Genomic DNA, 20,329 nt, shown 5'->3' with positions numbered 1-20,329 from the left:
TGGGTCGTAACGCACCTAATCTTTAAAATAAGCCGGACATCAAATCAGCCCCTCGCTCTCTCATCTGCCGCAACTGCAACTCAATCAGCTTTATCGCCATCTGTGAAGGGGTTGCGCGTCCCTTCTCCCAGTGGTTGATGGTCTGAAAGGAAACACCGAGGTAAGCGGCGAACTTCTCCATCAGAGAGGTTCAGTCGGTTACGCAATGCCCGAAGGAGTTATTAGGTCTGCAAAGTCGGTGGACTCCTTATTATTACAATAACCTCAACAAGCAATCTAACATTCTGAATATTTCCTTAAATTTCTGAATGTCTTGTTGGTGCAGCATTTCAGTCCATTCAGTCCCGTGCAACTCAGACAAGCGGCCTCGCTGAGATTGTCCAGGGATTGCAGGAGGGGGGTCGCAATAGGCACTCCAGCTTTTATCATGGGGCTGGGGTGAAGCGGCAAAGGGTGACCGTTTGGGGGCGTGATTTCTTCGAGGCGATCGCCTCTAAAACTTGGGTGATAGCTCTGCATCAATGCCTTCCCACATTTGTGAAAGGGGCATAATCTTTCCTGTCAAGGCTTCCCGTAAGCCCTACCGAATACCTTCTATGGCGATTTCCGTAGGGGTTTCATCCGGGTCTTCCTCGCCTTCTTCAATCATCAAGACGATGACGCGGACTCGCTGAGGCTTGGTCACTTCCAGAGAGCGATCGAGGGTTAGTTCTCCATTCTCGTTAATTGTGGCTGTGGTTTCAATTGCTTTCATGGTGCGTGATAGAGTTGTTGAATTGGGAGTGATTTCAAGCTATTTTAAGTTTAGTCTAGGGATTGACTTCAAGCAGCCTCCTCAGTCATCTTTGGGATGTTGGCGGTCAGTTCGCCGGTGAAGGCTTTCTGCACAGACTCGGCTTGTAATGCTCTGAGCCATGTGGCTGATTTTTTGCTTCAAAATACTCCTCTAGGTTGACCTGACAAACTTTCGCATACAAAACCACCGGATCGATATCTGCCCCATTGTCCCAACAGATAGTACCCAAGTCTGGATTAACGGTGACTGTAGCAAAATAAGCTGGATCGCTCAGGGGTGCAAAGATGCCGGTAAATTCAATGATTTCTGTGATGTTTATTACCCCATGAACCTCATCTTCAAATTTTAGATAAAGTTCATATCCTTCTAGCGGTTTGGCCTCAATTATATCTTTTAACATGATTATTCTAAGGGTTCGATGTTGTTAAGTTCTGCATTTTGTCTGGCTAGTTCCCAGTTATCCATCAGTTCAGATTGATACAGGGCCGCCCATTCAATCACCAGTCCTAATGCTCTGGGTTTGAGTTGTCCTTCTAGCAGGGTTAGGGTCTCGATAGTAATTAGGGCTTTTTGTTGACCATAACGCACATGAAAGTGTGGTGGGGCATGGTCGTTATAGTACATCGTAATCACCATACCAAAAAAGCGGCTAATCTCTGGCATCACGTCACCTCCTCAAAATATCAAAATCAACCTAGCCTTTTGATGCCTCAAGCCATTTGAGGAAGCGGTTGATAGTGAAGTTGCAGCACTTGATTGGCCCTTAACATTTCTAAAGCGTAGGTTTTACCCTGAAGGTCTACGAATTCCACCTCAAATACATCGGGTTCGTAAACTTCAATAATCGTACCCACTTGACCTTGATGAAGGTTGAAGTCAGGTAAATTTTCGGTTAAGGCTACCACATCTAAAAGTTTTATCATGGCTGCACTGAAAATCAACTCCAGAATCGCTGCATCATTTCTCACCCTACCTGTAAAATTTGCGGTTGGGGCAAAGGTCGATTCTCGGCTTGATAACTTTCAATCAGCAGTTCCAGAACCTCCTGAGCATTTTTGAGGGCTTCTTTGTAGGTTTCTCCATCGGTAAAATAGCGTTGAATTTCTGTAGCAAATTCTGGCAATTCTACCAGATAAGCTGCATCTACTTCAGACCAAACAAGATTAACCCGATACTTAAATTGACTCATCATCCTGCTCCCTCCGTAACTGATTTACCCACTCCTGAGCATCCTGCCCATTTAACAAATTGGGAGCAATGCCACGCAGTTCTTGCCAGCTTCGTTTAGGGTTGTGTTGGGTTAACGTCCGCCGCTTCAGTTGTTCTGTGGCGTGGCTAATCACCTCTAACTGTTCCTCGATTGTAAGCTGCTCAATTTCCTGCAACACCTGCTCTAGCAACGGACTCATAACCCTAACCTCCTCAAAATTTCCCGAATCACTGCTTCTAGTTTCCTACTTTCCTCAAACGGTGCATCCAACTGCTTTATCAATTCTTTCCTTTTTTTATCATTGATGAATAATGAGAGTATTTCGGCTAATTTCAATATAACTGTGCCGTTCCCAAAGCTCTATAATTTGGCCTACATTTTGTTGAAATAAATTTTCTAGGTCATCATTTTTAATATTCCCCGTAGAAACCAGCAAAAGTTTATAAGGCTCAGTTTTGAGCAAAAAAGATTCTACAAAATCAGCATATTTCGTAATCAAAACCCTCTTTTCTTGCCTTGACACAGCATTCAGAGCAGAGTCAGGGGTAGCATTCTCTTGGGGTAAATCTCTCGGGTGAATGGCATCATAACCCGCATTTTGAAGGAACCGAGCCAGCCGCAGGGGAAGTTGGGCATCGACTAGAAATTTCATAAGACCAGGGTATAAACCCGCTTAACTTGACTTAACCGGGCTGCAAATAGCAGCACCGATAAAATATCAGCTTCTTCCAAATCTTCATAATCCGCCAAAATCTCCCCATGAGTCATACCGGAACTCAGCAGTTCTAGCAAAAATTCCACTGGATAGCGCAACCCTCGGATACAGGGTTTGCCATGACAGATTTCTGGATTAATCGTGATTCGTTCTAACAAAGAATTATCCATAATAAATCGTTCCTCTACTGTTTTCTAGTGTATCAACACCGCTACATCCCGTCAATCAATTTTACACGCTCCGAAGCAGCCAACATTTCCACTTCTACCCTGCGGTGATAATCCTGCACACTGAGCGAGGTTCAGCGGCGATCGTCATAGCCCCTACCTCCAAAGATTTACTTAAACATTCAGCCGGAGCTTTTGGGGTTGAATCTCGGTGATGTTATTAAATCCCCCTTCATATTCCGCCACGACAGCTTGCGTTTCTCTATCAAACTGCAATAAAATATTAATTAAATGCCTAACATTCATTGGCTAATTAAACCTCTAATTGACTAATAACAATAATCTTTAATTCTGTTATCCGCCTTAGTTGCAGGTCGTTAGTTAAAAATGCCTCACAGCCAGCATCTAATGCCGTGGCAATTTGCAGCGAATCTGGTAATTGAAGATTGTATCTTGCCCGTAACTGATACATTTACGCGACATTTATCCGGCTATTGCCTGACAATGCGACGATAGCACTATTACCCGTTAAGGTAACAGAGGCGGTATCCCGCAAAGCTTTTAGAAAGATTCCAAAAGCACCGTTCCAGTCCCTGGGTAGAGTGAACCCACACTCCGGACATCGGAACACTTTTGAGCCACCTAGCTGGGAATGCACATGACCACAGTGAGTACAGGTTTTGCTGGTGTATTCTTCCGTCACATCTACAACTGTGGTTCCAGTTATCTCGGCTTGATGTCTCAGGGTTAGTTTTGAATCGATAATGCGGCCCCATGTCAAGCATGGCGCGGGCAGTCTTAGACCTGATTAGACCGCTTCACCTTGGCAACCCATATCGGAAGTCTCGAAGGTGGGGCAAAAAAATTAGGGCTGTAGTTGTGAGTCAAGTAGTGAGCAATTTGTTTGTGGGCTTCATCCACTAAATTTCCGGATTTTAGTTCTCATTCGTTGAGCCGCTTGCCTCATCCGTCGCCTCCTTGAACGACAGGTTTCCTTGGCGATTCGGCTCATCAAATCATCCAAATGTTGACATAGCCTAGTAATGCGTCCAATATCCCCGGAGCCCAATTCCAGAAATCGTGAACCATCAAACCCGGTTATGAAAGTTCGCACACCCGGGTCTAATGCAATTACGCCATTCGCTTCAGTTGGGGTAACGGCCACAGGTTCAGGAAACACCGCAAACCATCGACCTTTGGTAAACACCAACTGAGTCCCTTGCCCGCAAGTTTTAGGGATAGCTTCGGAAACCATGAAAGTTAATCCTTTCGTGAGCCTTGGATACCAACTCCCTGAAGAGAAATTAGTATTATTGAACTTAATCCCTTGAGAGCTGTCACGACAACTTCTAAACCTGGCATCAGGACTGGCGCTCAAAGCCTGATAGGCATCAAAGATGGCATTTTGCCGAATGTGGCAGGGTGTTTCTTTGACCCATGCAGGCAAGTCGCTCTGCATCACTTCGTTGCGTAATTTCAGTTTGCTTAGTCGTTTACCACTCCGGGATAATGCAATTGCTTGGTTGTAGCAATACCGACAAGCAGCCAGCCATTTACGCCAGACTTGATTTAGCTCCGGGCTGGGGTAAATCCGGATCTTCTTTGACCTGAGTTTTGTATTTACTCCGTCGGTATAATCGGGAGCTAAAGCAGTGGAGGAGGGCGAGGATGTCCTCAACCATTTCTGGTTCTGGACTGAGACTTGTCTGGTTGAGAACCATGAGTGAGCACCTGTTTTGCTCACAGAGCCATCGAAACAAGTCAAATCCCCATATTGCCAATCAGTCTTTGTGGGCAACGACAACCATGCCGACATCTCCTGACAAGACTTGTCCCAGTAAGGCCAGCATTTTCTTTCCCTTTCCCTTGAAGTTGAGCCCGCCTCGGATTTCTGAGACGACTTCTGCTTCGGGGTAGAGGTTGGACAGTGCGGCCACCTGTCGGTTGAGGTCGGACTGCTGGGCGCGGCTACTAACTCTGGCATAGATAACGACTTTGCGTTTGTCACTGCCTGATTTGGCAGCAGTATATCACTCAACGTTGTATCGTCGTTGCCCAGCGGGGGTTCTGATGGTCTCGATTGAGCCATTGTCGTCCCATCTGCGGAGTGTTCTTTCATGGACTCCAAGGATTTGGGCGGCTTCCTTGGGTTTGACATATCTGGCAATAGGTTTATCCTCAACTCTTCTCGCTTATTAGACCCTATTGCCCTAAAATATTAACCTAATTTGAGATTAAATCATGCTCCCCTGCCAGTTGTCCCATCGATTGACCAATTTCTACAAATTGAATGTTCTCTGTGTTCGTTAGCAGCTCTCTAAACTCTCTTTGTCCCTTCACATCTCCCGTTCTGTAGGGGACTACCAGACATTCTGCCAGGGTGATAGGCCCCACAACACCCACCAATCCTGCATTCTCAATCCGGTCAAAAATCATCCTGACAAGCGGCCAGAAATCAGGATTTTCCTCCACAAAATACACAACAGGCGATGTATCTAAAAACAGCCGCGATACCCCAGAAAGCGCCTCATCAATCCTCATAATTCGCCTCTGAGGACTCGTTCCCGATGCTCATCCCCTTCTCGACGAGTTCGCGTCACCCATTCCTGAGCATCCTCGCCAAAAAATGGGTGCTTTACCATCCCGCGAAATTCACTAAGTTTCCGTTTAGGGCTGGTCTGGTGTGGCTGAGATTTCAGACTCTGTGCTACACCGCTAATCAGTTCTAACCGTTCTTCATAGGACAACTGCTCAACTTGCTGCAATAGGTTTTGTAGCAATGGACTCATAGCCCTAACCTCCTCAAATTTTCCCGAATCGCTGCTTCTAGTTTGGCACTTTCCTCAAACTGTGCGTACAACTTCTTCGTCAACCGTTCCATCTTCTCCTCAAACAGCTCATCATCCTCTTCCAGTTCCTCCGCCCCCACATAGCGCCCTGGGGTCAACACATAACCATGAGAAGCGATGTCCTCCAGAGTGGCACTCTTACAAAATCCCGGCACGTCTTCATAATCATCTGCCTCCGGTTCCCCACGCCATGCCTGATAGGTTCCAGCAATCCGGGCGAGTTCCTCATCAATCAGTTCCCGATGGGTTCGGTCCATCAACACCCCCAACTTCCGAGCATCAATAAATAAGGTCTCGCCTTTGCGGTTCCGACAGGATTTATGACCGGCAGTGGGTTTGCCCGACTTATCCCGCGCCACAAACCACAAACAAGCAGGAATCTGGGTGGTATAGAACAACTGTCCAGGTAAAGCAATCATGCAATCCACCAAATCGGAAGCGATTAAGGCTTTGCGGATTTCCCCTTCACCGGACTGGTTGGAACTCATGGAACCATTCGCCAACACGAACCCAGCAATCCCATTGGGGGCGAGATGGTGAATGATGTGCTGAATCCAAGCATAGTTAGCGTTTCCCTTTGGGGGTGTCCCGTACTGCCAGCGCACGTCTTCTGCCAGCTTCTCGTTCCACCAATCGCTGATGTTAAATGGAGGATTTGCCAGGATGTAATCTGCCTTCAAGTCTTTGTGTAAATCGTTGGTGAAACTATCTGCTTGTCTATCCCCGATGTTGCCATCTATCCCGCGAATGGCTAGATTCATCAAGCACAGTCGCCGCGTCGTTGGGTTCGATTCCTGTCCGTAAACGGCAATATCACCTTTACGTCCGCCGTGCGCTTCCACGAATTTCTCGGACTGCACGAACATTCCACCGGAACCACAGCAAGGGTCATAGATTCGTCCCTTGTACGGCTGAATCATCTCAACCAACAGCTTGACCACTGACTGCGGCGTGTAAAACTCACCGCCACCCTTACCTTCCTTCTCGGCAAATTGTCCCAGAAAATATTCGTAAACTCGCCCCAAAATATCCTTTGAGCGGTTCTCAGCGTCGCCCAATCCGATGGTACTAATCAGGTCGATGAGTTCCCCTAGGCGTTGCTTATCCAGGTCGGGGCGGTTGTAGTTACTCGGTAAAACGCCCTTGAGTCGAGGGTTTTCTTTCTCGATCGCCAGCATCGCCTCATCAATGCGCTTGCCGATATCCGGTTGCTTGGCGCTGGCTTGAATTGTTGACCATCGCGCTTCCTGCGGCACCCAGAACATATTTTCCCCAACATATTCATCGCGGTCTTCGGGGTCGGTGTAGTCTGTTTCTTGCCTTGCTGCCAGGTCATCGTAGCGTTCTTGGAAGGCATCAGAGATGTACTTGAGGAAAATCAGCCCCAAGGTGACGTGCTTGTATTCAGCAGCATCCATGTGACCGCGCATTTTATCGGCAGCAGCCCACAGCGTTTGTTCAAAACCGAGATTGGCTCCGTTTCCGTTTTGCTTGGAGGTGGATTGGGTTTTCTTGGACTTTGGCATTCAGGGATGGAACTCTATAGAAAATGGACAATATCGATTTTTTTTAACTCAATCTAGGCGATCGCACTCAAAGAAAGCACCTACTCTGAAAAATAAGCCGGACATCAAATCCGCCCCTCGCTCTCTCATCTGCCCCAACTGCAACTCAATCAGGGTCATTGCCATCGGGGAGGGGGTGGCCCGTCCCTTCTCCCAGCGGTTGATGGTCTGGAAGGACACACGCAGATAAGCATAGTTATCATATATGGTATCTGTTTTGTCAGCTTTCTGGTAGGGTATTGGATACCTCTGGTTACCTCTGGATTAGGTTTTGCCCTGAGGGCAATCATCCTCAAAAAACCGGTACTCAGAAACTGGAAGCATAACCACTATATTTAGACCACGAGGGAATAGAATTTTGGGGTTTTTCCCCCGCGCCATAAACCGTTTTTATGATTTTTTTAAACACAATTTTTGTGGGGATTTTCGCCCTACTCTTGGCATTAAATACCTCTGTTTTCCGGGTTTTCGATAGTCGGTAAACCCAGCATTATACAGCACCGCATACCTCTGATAATATCAGAGAATCTCTCAATTTTCAACTCCCAGATCGCGGTAGACCAGGCGATCGCAGCAGTAGCGCTGGAGCGCGGGGAAACTGCACCAGAAACACCCAAATCACCGCTTTAGTTCCTACCCAAAATTGGGGCTATACCCTATCGGCGCACCCGAAATTTTGGTTTTACTTAACGGCATCTAAAGATTCATCCTGGTCGGCGGAATTTGAACTACAAGACCCTCGGAAAAACCGCCTGGTTGAATTTAGCTTAACTGTCAACCCCGGACTGATAGCAGTCACTCTCCCGGAAGATATTTATTTGGAGGAAACCGAAACTAACTACTATTGGCGTTTGTCAATTATTTGCGAACCGAGCGATCGCACTGGGGATTTAGTCGTCAGGGGTGAAGTCTTAAAACGGGAACTTGACCAGGATTTACAAGCACAAATCCGAGACAAATCCGGTCGAGATTTGGCTCTAGTTTATGCAGCCAACAGTATCTGGTTCGACCTGTTAACTCTGGTGATGAAGTTCCGAGAAGAACAACCGGAAAATCCCATTTACCGAGAAGATTGGCAAGAATTATTGGGAGCGATAGATTTGCCAAAATCGATAATCGAGAATGGGGAGTTTTGAACAGGGGGTTAAAGTTTAGTCGCAAATCCACAATAAGAATTGGGGTTATATTGATGATACTCTTTTAAAGCGGCTTCGCAGTCGTCTTGAGTCTCAAACCACTTGCTATAGACTTGGTAGGAATTATGGCTCGATAGGTTGCTATAGTTGGCTGACCAGAAAAAATCAGCCTGGGTGTAGCCGTCCTCCAACAGAGAATGACGCTTATTTTCCGCTTGGTGGGGACTATAAAAGGCAGAATCCCCAATAAAATAAAATGATAGGGGTAGTTGATAGGTTTCGGCGATCGCTTCCGATTCCTTGGGTTCTGACTGCGAATGCCAAAATATGGTCAATCCTAAACCGGCGAGAATCCCTAAGATCACACCTACTATAGCCGGGATTTGCCAATCGGGTCGCCGTTGGGGTGGCTTCGGTGAGGTGGCTTTGGGAAAAATGACTGTCGAAGGGGGAACAGAAATTTCCGTCGATGCTATGGGATGGGATAATCCTTCTAAGGCGGTCAGCATTTCTTGAGCATCAGAAAAGCGATCGCTAGGGTGAAAGCGAGTGGCGCGATCTAAAATATCCGCAAATTCTGGGTTCACCGTTGGGACTAAGTGCCGCCATTGAATTTGCGCCGTGTTTTCATCGATGGCTAACTCCTGGGGGGTTTTCCCCGTCAACATATAAATAGCAGTGACTCCCAGACTGAACAAATCACTGGCAAAAAACGGGTGTCCCGTCGCCTGTTCAGAGGCCATAAATCCCGGTGTACCAATGACCATCGACGGGGTGGGATTACCGCGAGAGTTTAACACAGTCCCCATAATCTCTTTAACCGCGCCAAAGTCAATCAAAACTGGTTTGTAGTGGGGAGGTTGCAGGATGATATTGTCTGGCTTGATGTCTCGGTGAATTAGACCATGGCTGTGGATGGTGTGGAGGACTGGTAGCAGGTTTAACAAAAGATCCCGGACTTGGGTTTCCGACATCGACCCCTGTTGCTGTATGCGACTGGTCAGAATTTCTCCTTCTATCCACTCCTGGACTAAGTAAAACTGGCCGTCTTCTTCTAAATAAGCATACAGGCTAGGAATGCGATCGCTAATTTCTCCTAATTTTTCTAAGACTGTCGCCTCGCGCCTAAAACGTTCCGTGATGATATGATGAACGTTCGGGTCATCAGCTTTCGGTTTTAAGCGTTTGATGGCACAACGGCGGCGAGAGGGCATTTGGTTGTCCTCCGCCAAAAAGGTTTCGCCAAAGCCACCGCTGGCGATCGCCAATAGGATCTCGTAACGGTTATTCAGGATGACAGTAGGGTTGGGTGGGGAGTCTAATGGATTTAACATAGTCGGGACCGGGTAAAGTTGAACGAGGAAACGCACCGATTGCATTAATTTCACTTTATGGGTATAATGGCTTTAGCACAGATGCCAAGGTGCAACTTTACTCAGCATCACAGGGTTTTTCCTCAAACCAACTGGCTGGCTGCGATCGTGCTGATTCTCTAAGCGTGACAGCTTGTAGTTCGTCATATTCCCGGATCTGCCGATCATATCTTGTCTTAGCTAAGGCGTTCTGCTACTATGGGTAGCTAAATTAGGTTTTCCCGTTCAACTCACCATTTCGCGTGGGTCAGCACCCCCGGCTGAAGCACGGGGGCTTCGTGCCCCCCTTTCAGGTAGCTGACCAGCTATAGCCTTAACTGGCTCCGTTCAGAGCAAGAGTTAAAGTTCCTACCCTGGAATGCGTGCTAGTTCCAGGCTCATGAACCGAATCGTTAAACATCTCTAAGGGGTTAAGGACGTGCGATTTGGATAGTACCGACTCTGAACATTGGCGTTCGCGCAGCGTGCGCGTTAGCGCAAGCGCAAACATTACCCCGCAAGGGAGTCGGAGCCAACCATAGCTCCATGGAGGGGCAACCATACCCCTCCACCCCGCAAAGGGGTGCTGGCGGCGGTCAGCCGCTTGAGTCGGTTTTCCTCTCCGTGATCAATCACGGAGCTTCCAACCCTCCCAGGAGTTTTACGTGGAAAAAAAAGTTAGACATTTTTTGGAAAGTATGCTATTGTACATAATCAGGAGGTCTCTTCCCCCAAAAATGCGGATAATTTAGGCATCGGTGCGACATCGCGTGAGGGGAAAACCCGAAAAGTTCTTTAAGATTTCAAAAATTGAAGAGGTATTATGAGCCAAAAGGTTATACACCCGATGGATAAGTTTCAGCGTCAGGTGCATTCCCTAGTGAAGTCTGACATTGTTAAGCCTGAAGATAGCCTGTGGAAAATAGCACTGCTATTTGGGGATAAGTGGAAGTATTGGAAAGCAGAACTGATTGAATTCGGTTTTTCCATGCAAGATCCGATTAGTGAACTGTTGGCTGTTGATGTTTGGGATGAAGAATAAAACTCTGTGAAGCGTTAACATTTTGGTAAGCATTTAGCGAGGGCATCAGCCAAGTCTGTCGCGGTCTGATAGCGATCGCGAGGGGTATATTTAGTTACCCGTTTAATTACCTCGCGTAAGTCCGGGGCAATAGTGGGAATGCGATCGAGATCAAATCCGTATTCTTGGTCTTGTTTCCCGATATAATTTAGGGGACTCTCACCAGTCAATAAAAAAATCAAAGTCGCACCGATCGCATATAAATCCGACTGAGTGAGTGGCTGTCCCCTATCCTGTTCTGGTGCGCTATAACCTTCCGCCCCAATACGGGTTTCTAGGGGGGTACCAATTTCCTTAACCGCGCCAAAATCGAGGACAATAATCCGGCGATCGCGATGGCGCACCATCAGGTTAGCCGGTTTAATATCCCGGTGGATGATAGGGGGTTGTTGGGTATGGAGATAATCCAAAACTTCACAGGCTTGGATCATGTATTTAATCGCCATTGTCGGCGTTAGGGGTCCACTTTGATCAACTTGTTTTTCCAGATCCTGACCGTGAATCATCTCCATAACTAAATACTTTTTACCCCCATCCACAAAAAAGTCATAAAACTTGGGGACTCCCTGATGATTAAGGGATTTAAGAGTTCTAGCCTCCCGTTCAAACAATTCTTGCGCCTTAGCTATCTTAGCCATATCTGCATTCATCTCCTTGAGTACCACCAAAATGGGGATTGGCTTTCCGGAATGAGTCTGAGGCGCATTAGCCTTGCTATTATTGCTATCCCAGGCTAAAGAGGTGGTTCCCATACCTCCCTGACCAACGGTTCGCAAAATCTGATAAGTTCGGATACTCCGTTCAATCTTGATTGGCCAGCCGCAGTGAATACAGAATAGACTATCTGGTAGATTACCATCATGATTACAATTAGGTTTATTAATAACCACAGGGGGAGGCGGTGGAGGTTGTTCAATGGCGACCTTCAGTAAGGGTCCACCCTTAGCCAATTCTAATAAAGCGCCATCAGTCAAAGGTCCCTGGGTCGCTAAAATACCATTAACAAAAGTGCCATTAGTTCCCCGGCTATTGAACATCCACCGAGAATTTTGGGTAGTAGTAGATCTTTGTAAATCGAGATGGTATCGAGAAACCAAGGGATCGACAACCACGACGTGATTATCGGGAGCGCGACCAATTTTAACTAAAGGCTCCGTTTGAAACCGCCATTGTTGAATGGGGTTGGTTCGAGTGCCATCAAGTAGGGTCAATGTCAAGATATCGGACATAATTAGAGTTAGTCTCTGTGATGCGCTAGGACTCGAATAGCGATCGCGGTAATGTTGTCATGGCCGTTGTGTTCGTTAGCTAAATCAATCAAGCCATCAACTCCCCGATCTAAACTAACTTGAGAATCAATCAAAGGTTGGATATGAGTGTGACAATAGGTTTCGACTAAATCATTATCTGTCAACCCATCAGAAGCCAGCAGTAGCAAAGTATCCTCAGTGATATCCCAAAATCTGACATCTGGTTTTAAATACTTGCTATCCCTAGGTCCCAAGGCTTGGGTAAGTTGATAAGCGTCAGGACGGGTGTAGGCGATTTCTGGGTCTACACCCCTAGCAATTTCCCGCTGTCCGACTTCGTGATCAACAGTCATTTGTCGCAAACCTTGACTGCGGGTAAAACTGTAAAGGCGACTATCTCCCACATGAGCGATCGCCACCTGAGTATTAGCTACAATCACTAATACCAAAGTAGTTCCCATGCGACCACTACCAGAACGAGTCCCCTGCATATTAACCCTATAGATAGCCTCATTAGCCTCAGCGATCGCATTTAAGATTAATTGTTCCGAGGGTAAACTATCACTATCAGCCCAGTGAGTCTGAAAATATTCTTTCAGGCTATGTACAGCCATGCGACTAGCCACCTCTCCCCCCGCGTGTCCACCCATACCATCACTTATGATATATAAACCACGAGCATAGAGAGTCTGACTACCGGGGATTTCCTGACGCTCTAACAAAGTTTGCAGACCAAAGCAGTCCTCATTTTGCGATCGCTCTTTTCCCACGTCTGTACGACCACAAGCCTGTAAATCCAACAACTGAGGCAACCTAGGAACCGTTGGTGCATCTCCAATTTGCCCTGAAGATCCTGTAATCGGCACATCTGTCTGTAGACGAGTTACAGACGATCGCTGAGGTTCTGTTGTCCGTTGCTCTGGTGGTGTCAGTCCTGCCATAATTTCATCTAACTTTAAGCGTAATTGTTCAACCCCTTCCAATTTGCTCTCCCGTAGATCCCGCAACATTTGGGTAATCGAACCCATCAAAGTCCGTCCAGATAATTTAAATAGACTTTGCCAAAGTTGTCCCAAATCCCCCAAAGTCGGCAATTTTTCCGGGTCATCAGCATAAAGTTGTTTAATAAATAAACTGCCGGGAGCAGTGCCAGAAATTGCCAAATTATCCAACCGCAATAAACTTTGGCGATAGTGACCAGGCTCGAGAACTTCCCAGAGTTGCGCCATCTGTTGTAACCAAGCCACAATTTGTTGAAGTGGAGTCTGGATATCGTGCCACTTTTGTTCAAAATCCGGCAAATCCGAACAATCTGGCAACAACACGATCGCCTGATCTGCTTCTTCCCAGGCATCATGGACCTTGGGAAAATGTTGGGGGTAGCTATAGTATAAATCCCAATACACTTGCGCCGCCGGAATTAGCAAAGCCGACCTATTTTGGGGATCATCGGGAGTCAACTGCAAAGCCTCCAGGGGAGAGACCTGCAAAGGTTTACAATCCAACACCGGGACCCTTGCCATTTCCCCCAACTGTAAACTCACTCGGGGTTCTAGCAGTTTATATCGTCCTTGGGAATCCAAATAAACCGGTTTATCCACCACAGTAGCTTCTTCAGACGTATCAACTTCAGCCATAGAAGTCGAGGGGGGGGATAATTCCGTATCCGTCGAGAGCAAATCCCGATCTCCGATCTGTTCAGCATTAGACATCTGCAATAATCCCTCCTCCTCATGCTCATCAGAGAGTGACACAGCCATAGAATCATCCCCTACCGTCTCCAAAACCGAATCCGTATCATAGTCCTGAGCTAACATCAGACTAGACTCTGTTGATGTCACCTCAGCAGCAGATAGAGTAGTGATCACATCCCAATTTGAGGACATCTGATCCTGAACGCCATCAACTCCACCCATGAGGTGATCAAAGTTATCTGTAGCCGCCAAGTTTGGGGGTATTTCTTGGGGTGGCGATTCCTGAGCTGGCTTCTGGCACAATATAACCGCCTGCCACACCTTCCCAGTTTTAGCCCCACAGTTCCAACAATTTAGCTGATCAAGGGAAACTTCGCAGCTACACTGAGGACAAAACAGAAAACTCAAAGATGTGCCACAGCTTTGGCAAAATTTATGATGGTCTGGGTTTTCAAACTGACATTGGGGACAAACAAGCATTTTTGGGGTTCCCCGCGCGCAATTATTTCCATTTTGACATATTCCCGACACTAACCCGAAAGTTAGCGCCGGATTTTTCCGACCCTCGCTAAGTTCAGCAGAAGTGGGTTGGCGACCCTAAATCAGGCTCCTTGATTAGATTCTAACTCAAACCAGGCTCTGAGAACTTCTGCAACCGTCCAGGCTTGAGCAAAACATCCGCGCGGAGACATGGGGGGATCGCCGTCAAAAATTTCGCTGAGGGTGCCGAGTCCATGAGCATTGAGGTGATCTGCCATGGGTGCTAAAAATGACTGTGCTTGAGAGCGCGCGCCGTAGACCCGAAAATGAGCCAATGCAAAGGGGCCTAGTAGCCATCCCCAAACAGTTCCCTGATGATAGGCTCCATCCCGTTGTAACACATCACCACCATAGACACCCTGATATTTCGCATCTTCCGGCGACAGACTGCGAAGACCATAAGATGTTAGCAGTTTCTGGCTACAGATATCTACTACCTGACGTTGTTGTGGCGGCGTGAGTAGGGAACTATAGCCGACTTTCCCTAATTGAGACAGAGATATGGCGAAAATTTGATTAGGTCGCAGGGAGCGATCGTCCCCGTCGGGAGTGTCCAGAACATCATAACAGTAGCCTGCCTGTTGATTCCAGAATCGGGAGAAGCCGTGGGCCGTTTTTTTTGCCCAGGTTTCATAGTCCTGACTGGGTTTATCTAATATTTTGGCAATGCGGATCATTACCTGTAGGGCATGGTACCACAGGGCATTAACTTCGATGGGTTTACCGACTCGTGGTGTGACTACCCAATCGCCTACTTTCGCATCCATCCAGGTTAGTTGTGAACCGGGTTCTCCTGCATAGAGTAGTCCGTCTTCTGGATCAACTTTGATATTATAGCGGGTCCCTTGATGATGCCAATGGATCATCGAATCTAAGACCGGGAAAAGTTCTGCTAATAAGTTAATATCTAGGGTATGGTCGAAATAGGCGCGGATGGCTTCAAAATACCAGAGGGTGGCATCGACCGTGTTATAGTCTGGGGTCTCGCCTACTTCTGGGAATCGGTTGGGCAACATTCCGCGATCAACATAATGGGAAAAGGTTTGTAAAATCGTGCGAGCAATATCTGCGCGTCCGGTAGATAGGGTCAAACCGGGTAGCGAGATCATCGTGTCTCGTCCCCAATCTCCAAACCAGGGATAACCAGCAATGATAGTTTTTCCTGGGGTTCCGTCTTTTAGAGTGCGATCGACTATAAACTGATCTGCAGCTAGTATCAGTTGAGTTATCCAATCTGGTGTCTGTGGTGCGGGTGACTTATACTCCAATAAGATGCCGTCTTTTTGGCGCTTTGCCTCTAACTCCGTCATCATATCCAGATTGGGATCAGCTTTGGTGCTGGCAATCACAGTTACCGCGCTACCCGGTGTCAAAGTTGTGTGTAAAGTACAAGCATGGAGGTGGTCTTCCGTCCAGTCCATCCCTCGGTAACGTTCTATTGCCAAATCATATCCATAGTACCAAGGATTACCCGGCGTAGAAATCATTACCTCTTCCTCCCCACTTCCCTGGGTGAACAGATATAGGGGGCTAGTATCCGGGAATAATCGAATCTCTACCCCTTGTGATCTGGATTTAATATCCATCTGACAGTTATTCCCATGATTGGCATGAGTATTGTAGTGGTGATCCCGATGATTGACCATCGCTTTGAGCGACAAACTTATCGCTTTTGTAGCCCGGAGTAAGGTATATTGGACATAGGTTGTATTTTCACCTGGTTTCATCCATATTCGTTTTTCTAGCAAAGCATCTCCACAAGCAAAGTCCCACACGGGAATAGTCCCCTCTAGTCTGAAGTGTTGAATATGCTTGAAACCTTCGGGATCTACTTTGCCGTCAGCCCACCTATTTGTATAAATTGGAAAAAATTGCTCATCATAGCTCACTGTTTCATCTAACTTGGTTAATAACAGGGTTCGATTGAGAGGAGGATTTAAAGCCGCTATCATTAATCCATGATAACGGCGGGTCAACAGTCCGCTGACCGTCCCCGCACCATAACCCCCAATACCATTAGTGATTAACCACTCTCGACATTCACTTGAGTTCAGATAATTGCAAATTTCTCGACCAAATGCTAAAACCATGTTCTATCTTGAATTTCTGTGGTGTAGATTACTTAAATGTATTATAATCTATCTTTAAAGAAAAATTAAATTAATTCAGATGCCCATGTAATGAGTAATAATATAACTTACCTAGACCATATCTGGTGTGGTTATTAGTATACCCACCATAATCTGGATGGTTAATGTTCCTACTGATTGGGGAAATGTATTATGTATAAGCTCTGTTGTTTCGACCTTTGACAGTACCCTAAAAACTTAGGATTGTGCTTTTTTATACCTCAGTTCATTTTTAACCTTTGATAATCATTAACTTTTGGGGAATATATGCAGGAGAAGTCGGGTCTAAAAACACAAAAAATTAAATCATCAATCATCAATGGTTCTGCCCTCGGTTTACTATTGATTAGTACAGTTATTGCTATCCTGAGTTTAATTCCTCTATATAATCGACTTAAAAACAATAAGGAAAAACAACTTATTTTTGAGAGTCAAAACAGTGTATCAATTATTAATAACTTGATTGATGAATATTTAGATAAATCATTAAAAATAAGTCAAAAACCAGGCATTGGTAGAACCATTAATGCTGAGGTACTAACCGATATTTCTCCGCAAGCCCTAGAAAATACCCGCGAAATGTGGCAAGATTTATTGGGGGATTATCTGACGGGAATTGCCTATATAAATGAGCAAAAAACGGTAATTTTAGCAGTAGGTCAATCCATACCAATAGAATTTTTAAATAAGCATAAAATTTCTACGGTAACAGGAGATATTATCGGTCCCTTTGAAATTGATAATATTCCCCATATTCTGATTGAGAAGCATGGGACATTTAACGGCAGCCATTTATTTTTATTTAATTTATCACATCTGCGCCAAAAAATCAGACAAAAAGCCACTTTTTATCATTCAAATTACTTAGAATTGGCGATTTTAAATAATCATGAATTGAAGCCTATTTTGATTGACTATAATCAACCAAATCAGGTAATATCGGCACTGAGTCAACAAACGGATATTTTAGAAATTATCAAAAGAAATTACCAACGCGGAAATCAAACGGGGGGGCTATGGTGTAATTCCTGTGATGCTTTCATCGCCTACAGTCCGATTCGCAATTTGGAAGCATCATTAATTCTGGGTGAAAAGAAACGGCAACTCTACAGCCCAGTTTATCGCCAGATTTTACTATTATCGGGAACGATGATGCTATTTATCATGGTGGGAACAGCCTGTTTAGTGGTGATTATACGTCCCCTAACTAATCAAATTAGCCAAGAAATCTGGGAACGCCATAAAGCGGAGGCGGAATTAATTAAAGAAAAAAACTTTACCCAAACCTTACTAGAAGCTAATCCGGCTTTTTTTATAGTCCTAGATGTGGAAGGAAAAGTCAAATTCATGAATCCCTCGATGCTGAATACTCTAGGCTATAAGCAAGAGGAAGTGGAAGGGATGAACTACAGCGCCACATTTGTGCCGAAGGAAGAGGGAAAATCAGCGCCCTGGGTATTTGAATTAATGATTAATCGTCGCCTCCCCATACGCACGGAAGAAACTATGATCACGAAAGACGATCGCGAAATTATTGTAGAATGGTATGGTCGTGCGGTTTTTAATAAAGAAACAGATGAATATGAATATTTTGTGGGGGCTGGTTTAGATATTACCGATCGCAAACGCGCCGATGAAGAACTCCAACTACTTCAACAAATTACCCACGCTGTCAGCATCGCCGTAGATTTTGACTCAGCTTTAGCAGTGGCTTTAGATCTTCTTTGTCAAACCACAAGCTGGGAATTTGGGGAAGCATGGATTCCTAACCCTGAACAAACTCATCTGGAATATAGTTTAGTTAGCTATCAAGAAAAACCAGATTTCGCGGGTTTTTATGAACAGAGTAAAAAGTTTTTACTGGGTGTAAATGATGGTTTAGCCGGGAGGGTATGGGCTGGTCAAGAACCGGAATGGGATCGAGATATTTCTGAGGAATCTCAGGCTAATTTTTCCCGCTATTCTCTGATTAAACAATATGGGTTTAAAGCGGGGTTGGGTGTGCCGATTTTAGCAGATAATCGGGTGTTGGCGGTGTTAGTGTTTTTGATGTCAATGCCGCGCGAACAAGATAATCGCTTAGTTAAACTGGTGTCTTCAGTGGCTATGCAATTGGGTTCGGTATTTCAACGGAAGCAAGCAGAGGAGAAATATCGAGATATTTTTGAAAATGCTTTAGAGGGAATTTTTCAAATTGACCTACAAGGAAAGTATATTAGTGCTAACCCGGCTTTAGCTCAAATCTTGGGCTATGACTCTCAACAACAACTGTTGGTTAGGGGTAGCCAAATTAAGAATGTTTATGCTGATCCGGAAACTTATAATAGGTTTATTAATCTTTTACAAACTCGGGGTTCAGTTTCTAATTTTGAAGCCCAAGTTTATCGGCGGGATGGTGAAGCAATTTGGATCTGGCAAAATGCGCGGGCTATTTATAGCGATCGCCATAACCGTGTGCTTTACTATGAAGGGTCAATTATGGAAATTACCCACCTGAAAGAAACGGAAGCTAAACTGCGTCATAGCGCCTCCCATGACTCTCTTACCGATTTATGGAATCGGGCATTTTTCCTAGATAAATTAGATGATTCTATTAGAAAGTGTAAGACCCTAGATAATTATCAATTTGCTATTCTGTTCTTAGACCTGGATGGGTTCCAATTTATTAATGATAGCCTCGGACACGCCATCGGCGACCAACTGCTAATCGAGGTTAGTAAGCGGCTTACAGATTCTGTGGATTCACATATCCTCGCACGATTGGGAGGGGATGAGTTCACGATTTTATTAGAAAATATTAGGGATATTCAAGAGGCGATCGATGTGGCGGAAAGGATTCAGGAATCCTTAAAATTGCCGATATTCCTCGAAAAAAATCAGATTTTTACGGGTGCGAGTATTGGTATTGTTGAGGGTAACTCTAATTATCAAAGTTCTCCAGAGGTATTAAGAGATGCAGATACGGCCATGTATCGCGCTAAAAGGCAAGGAAAAGGCTGTTATGTGGTTTTTGACTCGACGATGCGAACCAATGCTCTGCGGCGCTTATACCTGCAAACCCAGCTACGTTTAGCGTTACAAGAACAACAGTTTGAGCTGAACTATCAACCTATTATTGAACTATCGACGGGGACTATTGCAGGATTTGAGGCTTTATTGCGTTGGGACCACCCCCAAGAGGGTTTGATATCCCCGGCTGAGTTTATCCCCATAGCTGAGGAAGCGGGTTTAATTGTTGATATTGGGGAATGGGTATTGCGACAGGCTTGTTTTCAGTTAAGCGAATGGAAAGAGAAATTTGCGGTTTATTCTAATTTGATGATGAGTGTTAACCTGTCTTCTCAGCAATTTACTAATGATTTAAGTCGGCGCATTAGCAAGATTTTAGTTGAGACGGGGGTGGCGGGTTCGGAGTTAAAATTAGAGATTACAGAAACGGCGATTATGAATGACCCGGAATTAGCGATCGCCACTTTACAACAACTCAAACAACAACAAATCAAAATTTGTATTGATGACTTTGGTACAGGTTACTGTTCGTTGGGTTATCTGCATAAATTCCCAGTAGATATCCTCAAAATTGACCGCTCATTTGTTAGTCAAATTCCCGAAGGTGAGGATAAGCGGGAAATTGTCCGGGTCATTGTGGCTTTGGCTGAAAGTCTGAAGATGGATGCGATCGCCGAAGGTATTGAAACTGCCGAACAACTCCACCATTTACAGAATTTTAAGTGTAAATATGGACAGGGTTATTTTTTCTTCCGTCCCCTCAATTGTCAAGCGGTAGAAGCATTATTAAACCATGATCAAAGGGGATTACCACTACCTGCCCAATTTTAACCAAA

Annotated in this window: 21 protein-coding genes and 2 pseudogenes; 3 read left to right on the top strand and 20 right to left on the bottom strand. The window is 45.5% G+C overall.

Annotated features, from left to right (window positions below):
- Window positions 1-22: 22 nt before the first annotated feature.
- From XZ46_RS12390 to XZ46_RS12320, 16 genes and pseudogenes are all read right to left on the bottom strand, one after another.
- Complete coding sequence (locus tag XZ46_RS12390) at window positions 23-181, bottom strand: helix-turn-helix domain-containing protein (RefSeq protein WP_111893796.1); 159 nt, start codon at window positions 179-181, stop codon at window positions 23-25.
- A gap of 399 nt (window positions 182-580) precedes the next feature.
- Complete coding sequence (locus XZ46_RS12385) at window positions 581-754, bottom strand: type II toxin-antitoxin system RelN family antitoxin (protein ID WP_008050830.1); 174 nt, start codon at window positions 752-754, stop codon at window positions 581-583.
- A 106-nt stretch (window positions 755-860) separates the two neighbouring features.
- Window positions 861-1,196: a DUF2442 domain-containing protein gene (locus tag XZ46_RS12380; RefSeq protein ID WP_008050828.1), complete on the bottom strand. Its 336-nt coding sequence runs from the start codon at window positions 1,194-1,196 to the stop codon at window positions 861-863.
- A gap of 2 nt (window positions 1,197-1,198) precedes the next feature.
- Entirely contained in the window at window positions 1,199-1,459 is a 261-nt protein-coding gene (locus XZ46_RS12375; RefSeq protein WP_008050826.1) for a DUF4160 domain-containing protein, read from the bottom strand.
- Between the two features lie 47 nt (window positions 1,460-1,506).
- On the bottom strand, window positions 1,507-1,764 hold the full coding sequence (locus XZ46_RS12370) for a DUF4926 domain-containing protein (RefSeq protein ID WP_008050819.1): 258 nt from the start codon (window positions 1,762-1,764) through the stop codon (window positions 1,507-1,509).
- Window positions 1,761-1,985, bottom strand: coding sequence for a type II toxin-antitoxin system HicB family antitoxin (locus XZ46_RS12365; protein ID WP_008050818.1), 225 nt, complete (start codon window positions 1,983-1,985; stop codon window positions 1,761-1,763). Before XZ46_RS12365 ends, XZ46_RS12370 begins: the two co-directional genes overlap by 4 nt.
- Window positions 1,972-2,205, bottom strand: coding sequence for a hypothetical protein (locus tag XZ46_RS12360; RefSeq protein WP_008050817.1), 234 nt, complete (start codon window positions 2,203-2,205; stop codon window positions 1,972-1,974). The genes XZ46_RS12365 and XZ46_RS12360 overlap by 14 nt, the downstream gene beginning before the upstream one ends.
- Before the next feature lie 99 nt (window positions 2,206-2,304).
- A complete protein-coding gene (locus XZ46_RS12355) occupies window positions 2,305-2,658 on the bottom strand; it encodes a DUF5615 family PIN-like protein (RefSeq protein WP_008050816.1) in 354 nt (117 codons plus the stop codon).
- Window positions 2,655-2,891, bottom strand: coding sequence for a DUF433 domain-containing protein (locus XZ46_RS12350; RefSeq protein ID WP_006625650.1), 237 nt, complete (start codon window positions 2,889-2,891; stop codon window positions 2,655-2,657). The genes XZ46_RS12355 and XZ46_RS12350 overlap by 4 nt, the downstream gene beginning before the upstream one ends.
- Window positions 2,892-3,062: 171 nt before the next feature.
- Complete coding sequence (locus XZ46_RS37550; protein ID WP_006670405.1) at window positions 3,063-3,194, bottom strand: hypothetical protein; 132 nt, start codon at window positions 3,192-3,194, stop codon at window positions 3,063-3,065.
- 7 nt (window positions 3,195-3,201) lie between these two features.
- On the bottom strand, window positions 3,202-3,360 hold the full coding sequence (locus XZ46_RS12345) for a type II toxin-antitoxin system VapC family toxin (protein WP_006625651.1): 159 nt from the start codon (window positions 3,358-3,360) through the stop codon (window positions 3,202-3,204).
- Window positions 3,361-4,143, bottom strand: a pseudogene (locus XZ46_RS38290) (zinc ribbon domain-containing protein). It lies immediately after the preceding gene.
- A 331-nt stretch (window positions 4,144-4,474) separates the two neighbouring features.
- Window positions 4,475-5,056, bottom strand: a pseudogene (locus XZ46_RS29360) (IS607 family transposase); the annotation flags it as partial.
- Window positions 5,057-5,111: 55 nt separating this feature from the next.
- A complete protein-coding gene (locus XZ46_RS12330) occupies window positions 5,112-5,429 on the bottom strand; it encodes a type II toxin-antitoxin system VapC family toxin (protein WP_006625653.1) in 318 nt (105 codons plus the stop codon).
- A complete protein-coding gene (locus XZ46_RS12325) occupies window positions 5,426-5,677 on the bottom strand; it encodes a hypothetical protein (protein WP_006625654.1) in 252 nt (83 codons plus the stop codon). Before XZ46_RS12325 ends, XZ46_RS12330 begins: the two co-directional genes overlap by 4 nt.
- Window positions 5,674-7,263 (bottom strand): class I SAM-dependent DNA methyltransferase, encoded by a 1,590-nt coding sequence (locus tag XZ46_RS12320; RefSeq protein WP_008050803.1) that lies wholly within the window; start codon window positions 7,261-7,263, stop codon window positions 5,674-5,676. The genes XZ46_RS12325 and XZ46_RS12320 overlap by 4 nt, the downstream gene beginning before the upstream one ends.
- Window positions 7,264-7,820: 557 nt before the next feature.
- Between XZ46_RS12320 and XZ46_RS29355 the strand changes: the two genes are divergently transcribed.
- Window positions 7,821-8,438 carry a DUF928 domain-containing protein gene (locus XZ46_RS29355; protein WP_071829339.1) on the top strand — a complete coding sequence of 206 codons (618 nt, stop codon included), beginning with the start codon at window positions 7,821-7,823 and terminating at the stop codon, window positions 8,436-8,438.
- 8 nt (window positions 8,439-8,446) lie between these two features.
- Here XZ46_RS29355 and XZ46_RS12310 read toward each other — a convergent pair whose 3' ends face one another.
- A complete protein-coding gene (locus XZ46_RS12310; protein ID WP_228116545.1) occupies window positions 8,447-9,772 on the bottom strand; it encodes a serine/threonine-protein kinase in 1,326 nt (441 codons plus the stop codon).
- Between the two features lie 841 nt (window positions 9,773-10,613).
- Here XZ46_RS12310 and XZ46_RS12305 point away from each other — a divergent pair.
- Window positions 10,614-10,832 carry a DUF4327 family protein gene (locus XZ46_RS12305; RefSeq protein ID WP_006618883.1) on the top strand — a complete coding sequence of 73 codons (219 nt, stop codon included), beginning with the start codon at window positions 10,614-10,616 and terminating at the stop codon, window positions 10,830-10,832.
- Between the two features lie 14 nt (window positions 10,833-10,846).
- Here XZ46_RS12305 and XZ46_RS12300 read toward each other — a convergent pair whose 3' ends face one another.
- The 3 genes from XZ46_RS12300 to XZ46_RS12290 all read right to left on the bottom strand — a co-directional run bounded on the left by XZ46_RS12300 (window position 10,847) and on the right by XZ46_RS12290 (window position 16,445).
- Window positions 10,847-12,100, bottom strand: coding sequence for a protein kinase domain-containing protein (locus XZ46_RS12300; RefSeq protein ID WP_006625661.1), 1,254 nt, complete (start codon window positions 12,098-12,100; stop codon window positions 10,847-10,849).
- An 8-nt stretch (window positions 12,101-12,108) separates the two neighbouring features.
- Complete coding sequence (locus XZ46_RS12295) at window positions 12,109-14,295, bottom strand: serine/threonine phosphatase (protein WP_008050798.1); 2,187 nt, start codon at window positions 14,293-14,295, stop codon at window positions 12,109-12,111.
- A gap of 122 nt (window positions 14,296-14,417) precedes the next feature.
- A complete protein-coding gene (locus tag XZ46_RS12290; RefSeq protein WP_008050795.1) occupies window positions 14,418-16,445 on the bottom strand; it encodes an amylo-alpha-1,6-glucosidase in 2,028 nt (675 codons plus the stop codon).
- A gap of 306 nt (window positions 16,446-16,751) precedes the next feature.
- Here XZ46_RS12290 and XZ46_RS12285 point away from each other — a divergent pair, with 306 nt between their 5' ends.
- Complete coding sequence (locus XZ46_RS12285; RefSeq protein WP_008050792.1) at window positions 16,752-20,324, top strand: sensor domain-containing protein; 3,573 nt, start codon at window positions 16,752-16,754, stop codon at window positions 20,322-20,324.
- Window positions 20,325-20,329 lie beyond the last annotated feature (5 nt).

It is taken from the genome of Limnospira indica PCC 8005 (assembly GCF_000973065.1).
GTDB classification, from domain to species: domain Bacteria; phylum Cyanobacteriota; class Cyanobacteriia; order Cyanobacteriales; family Microcoleaceae; genus Limnospira; species Limnospira fusiformis.
This window is presented reverse-complemented; position numbering and strand designations above follow the sequence as displayed.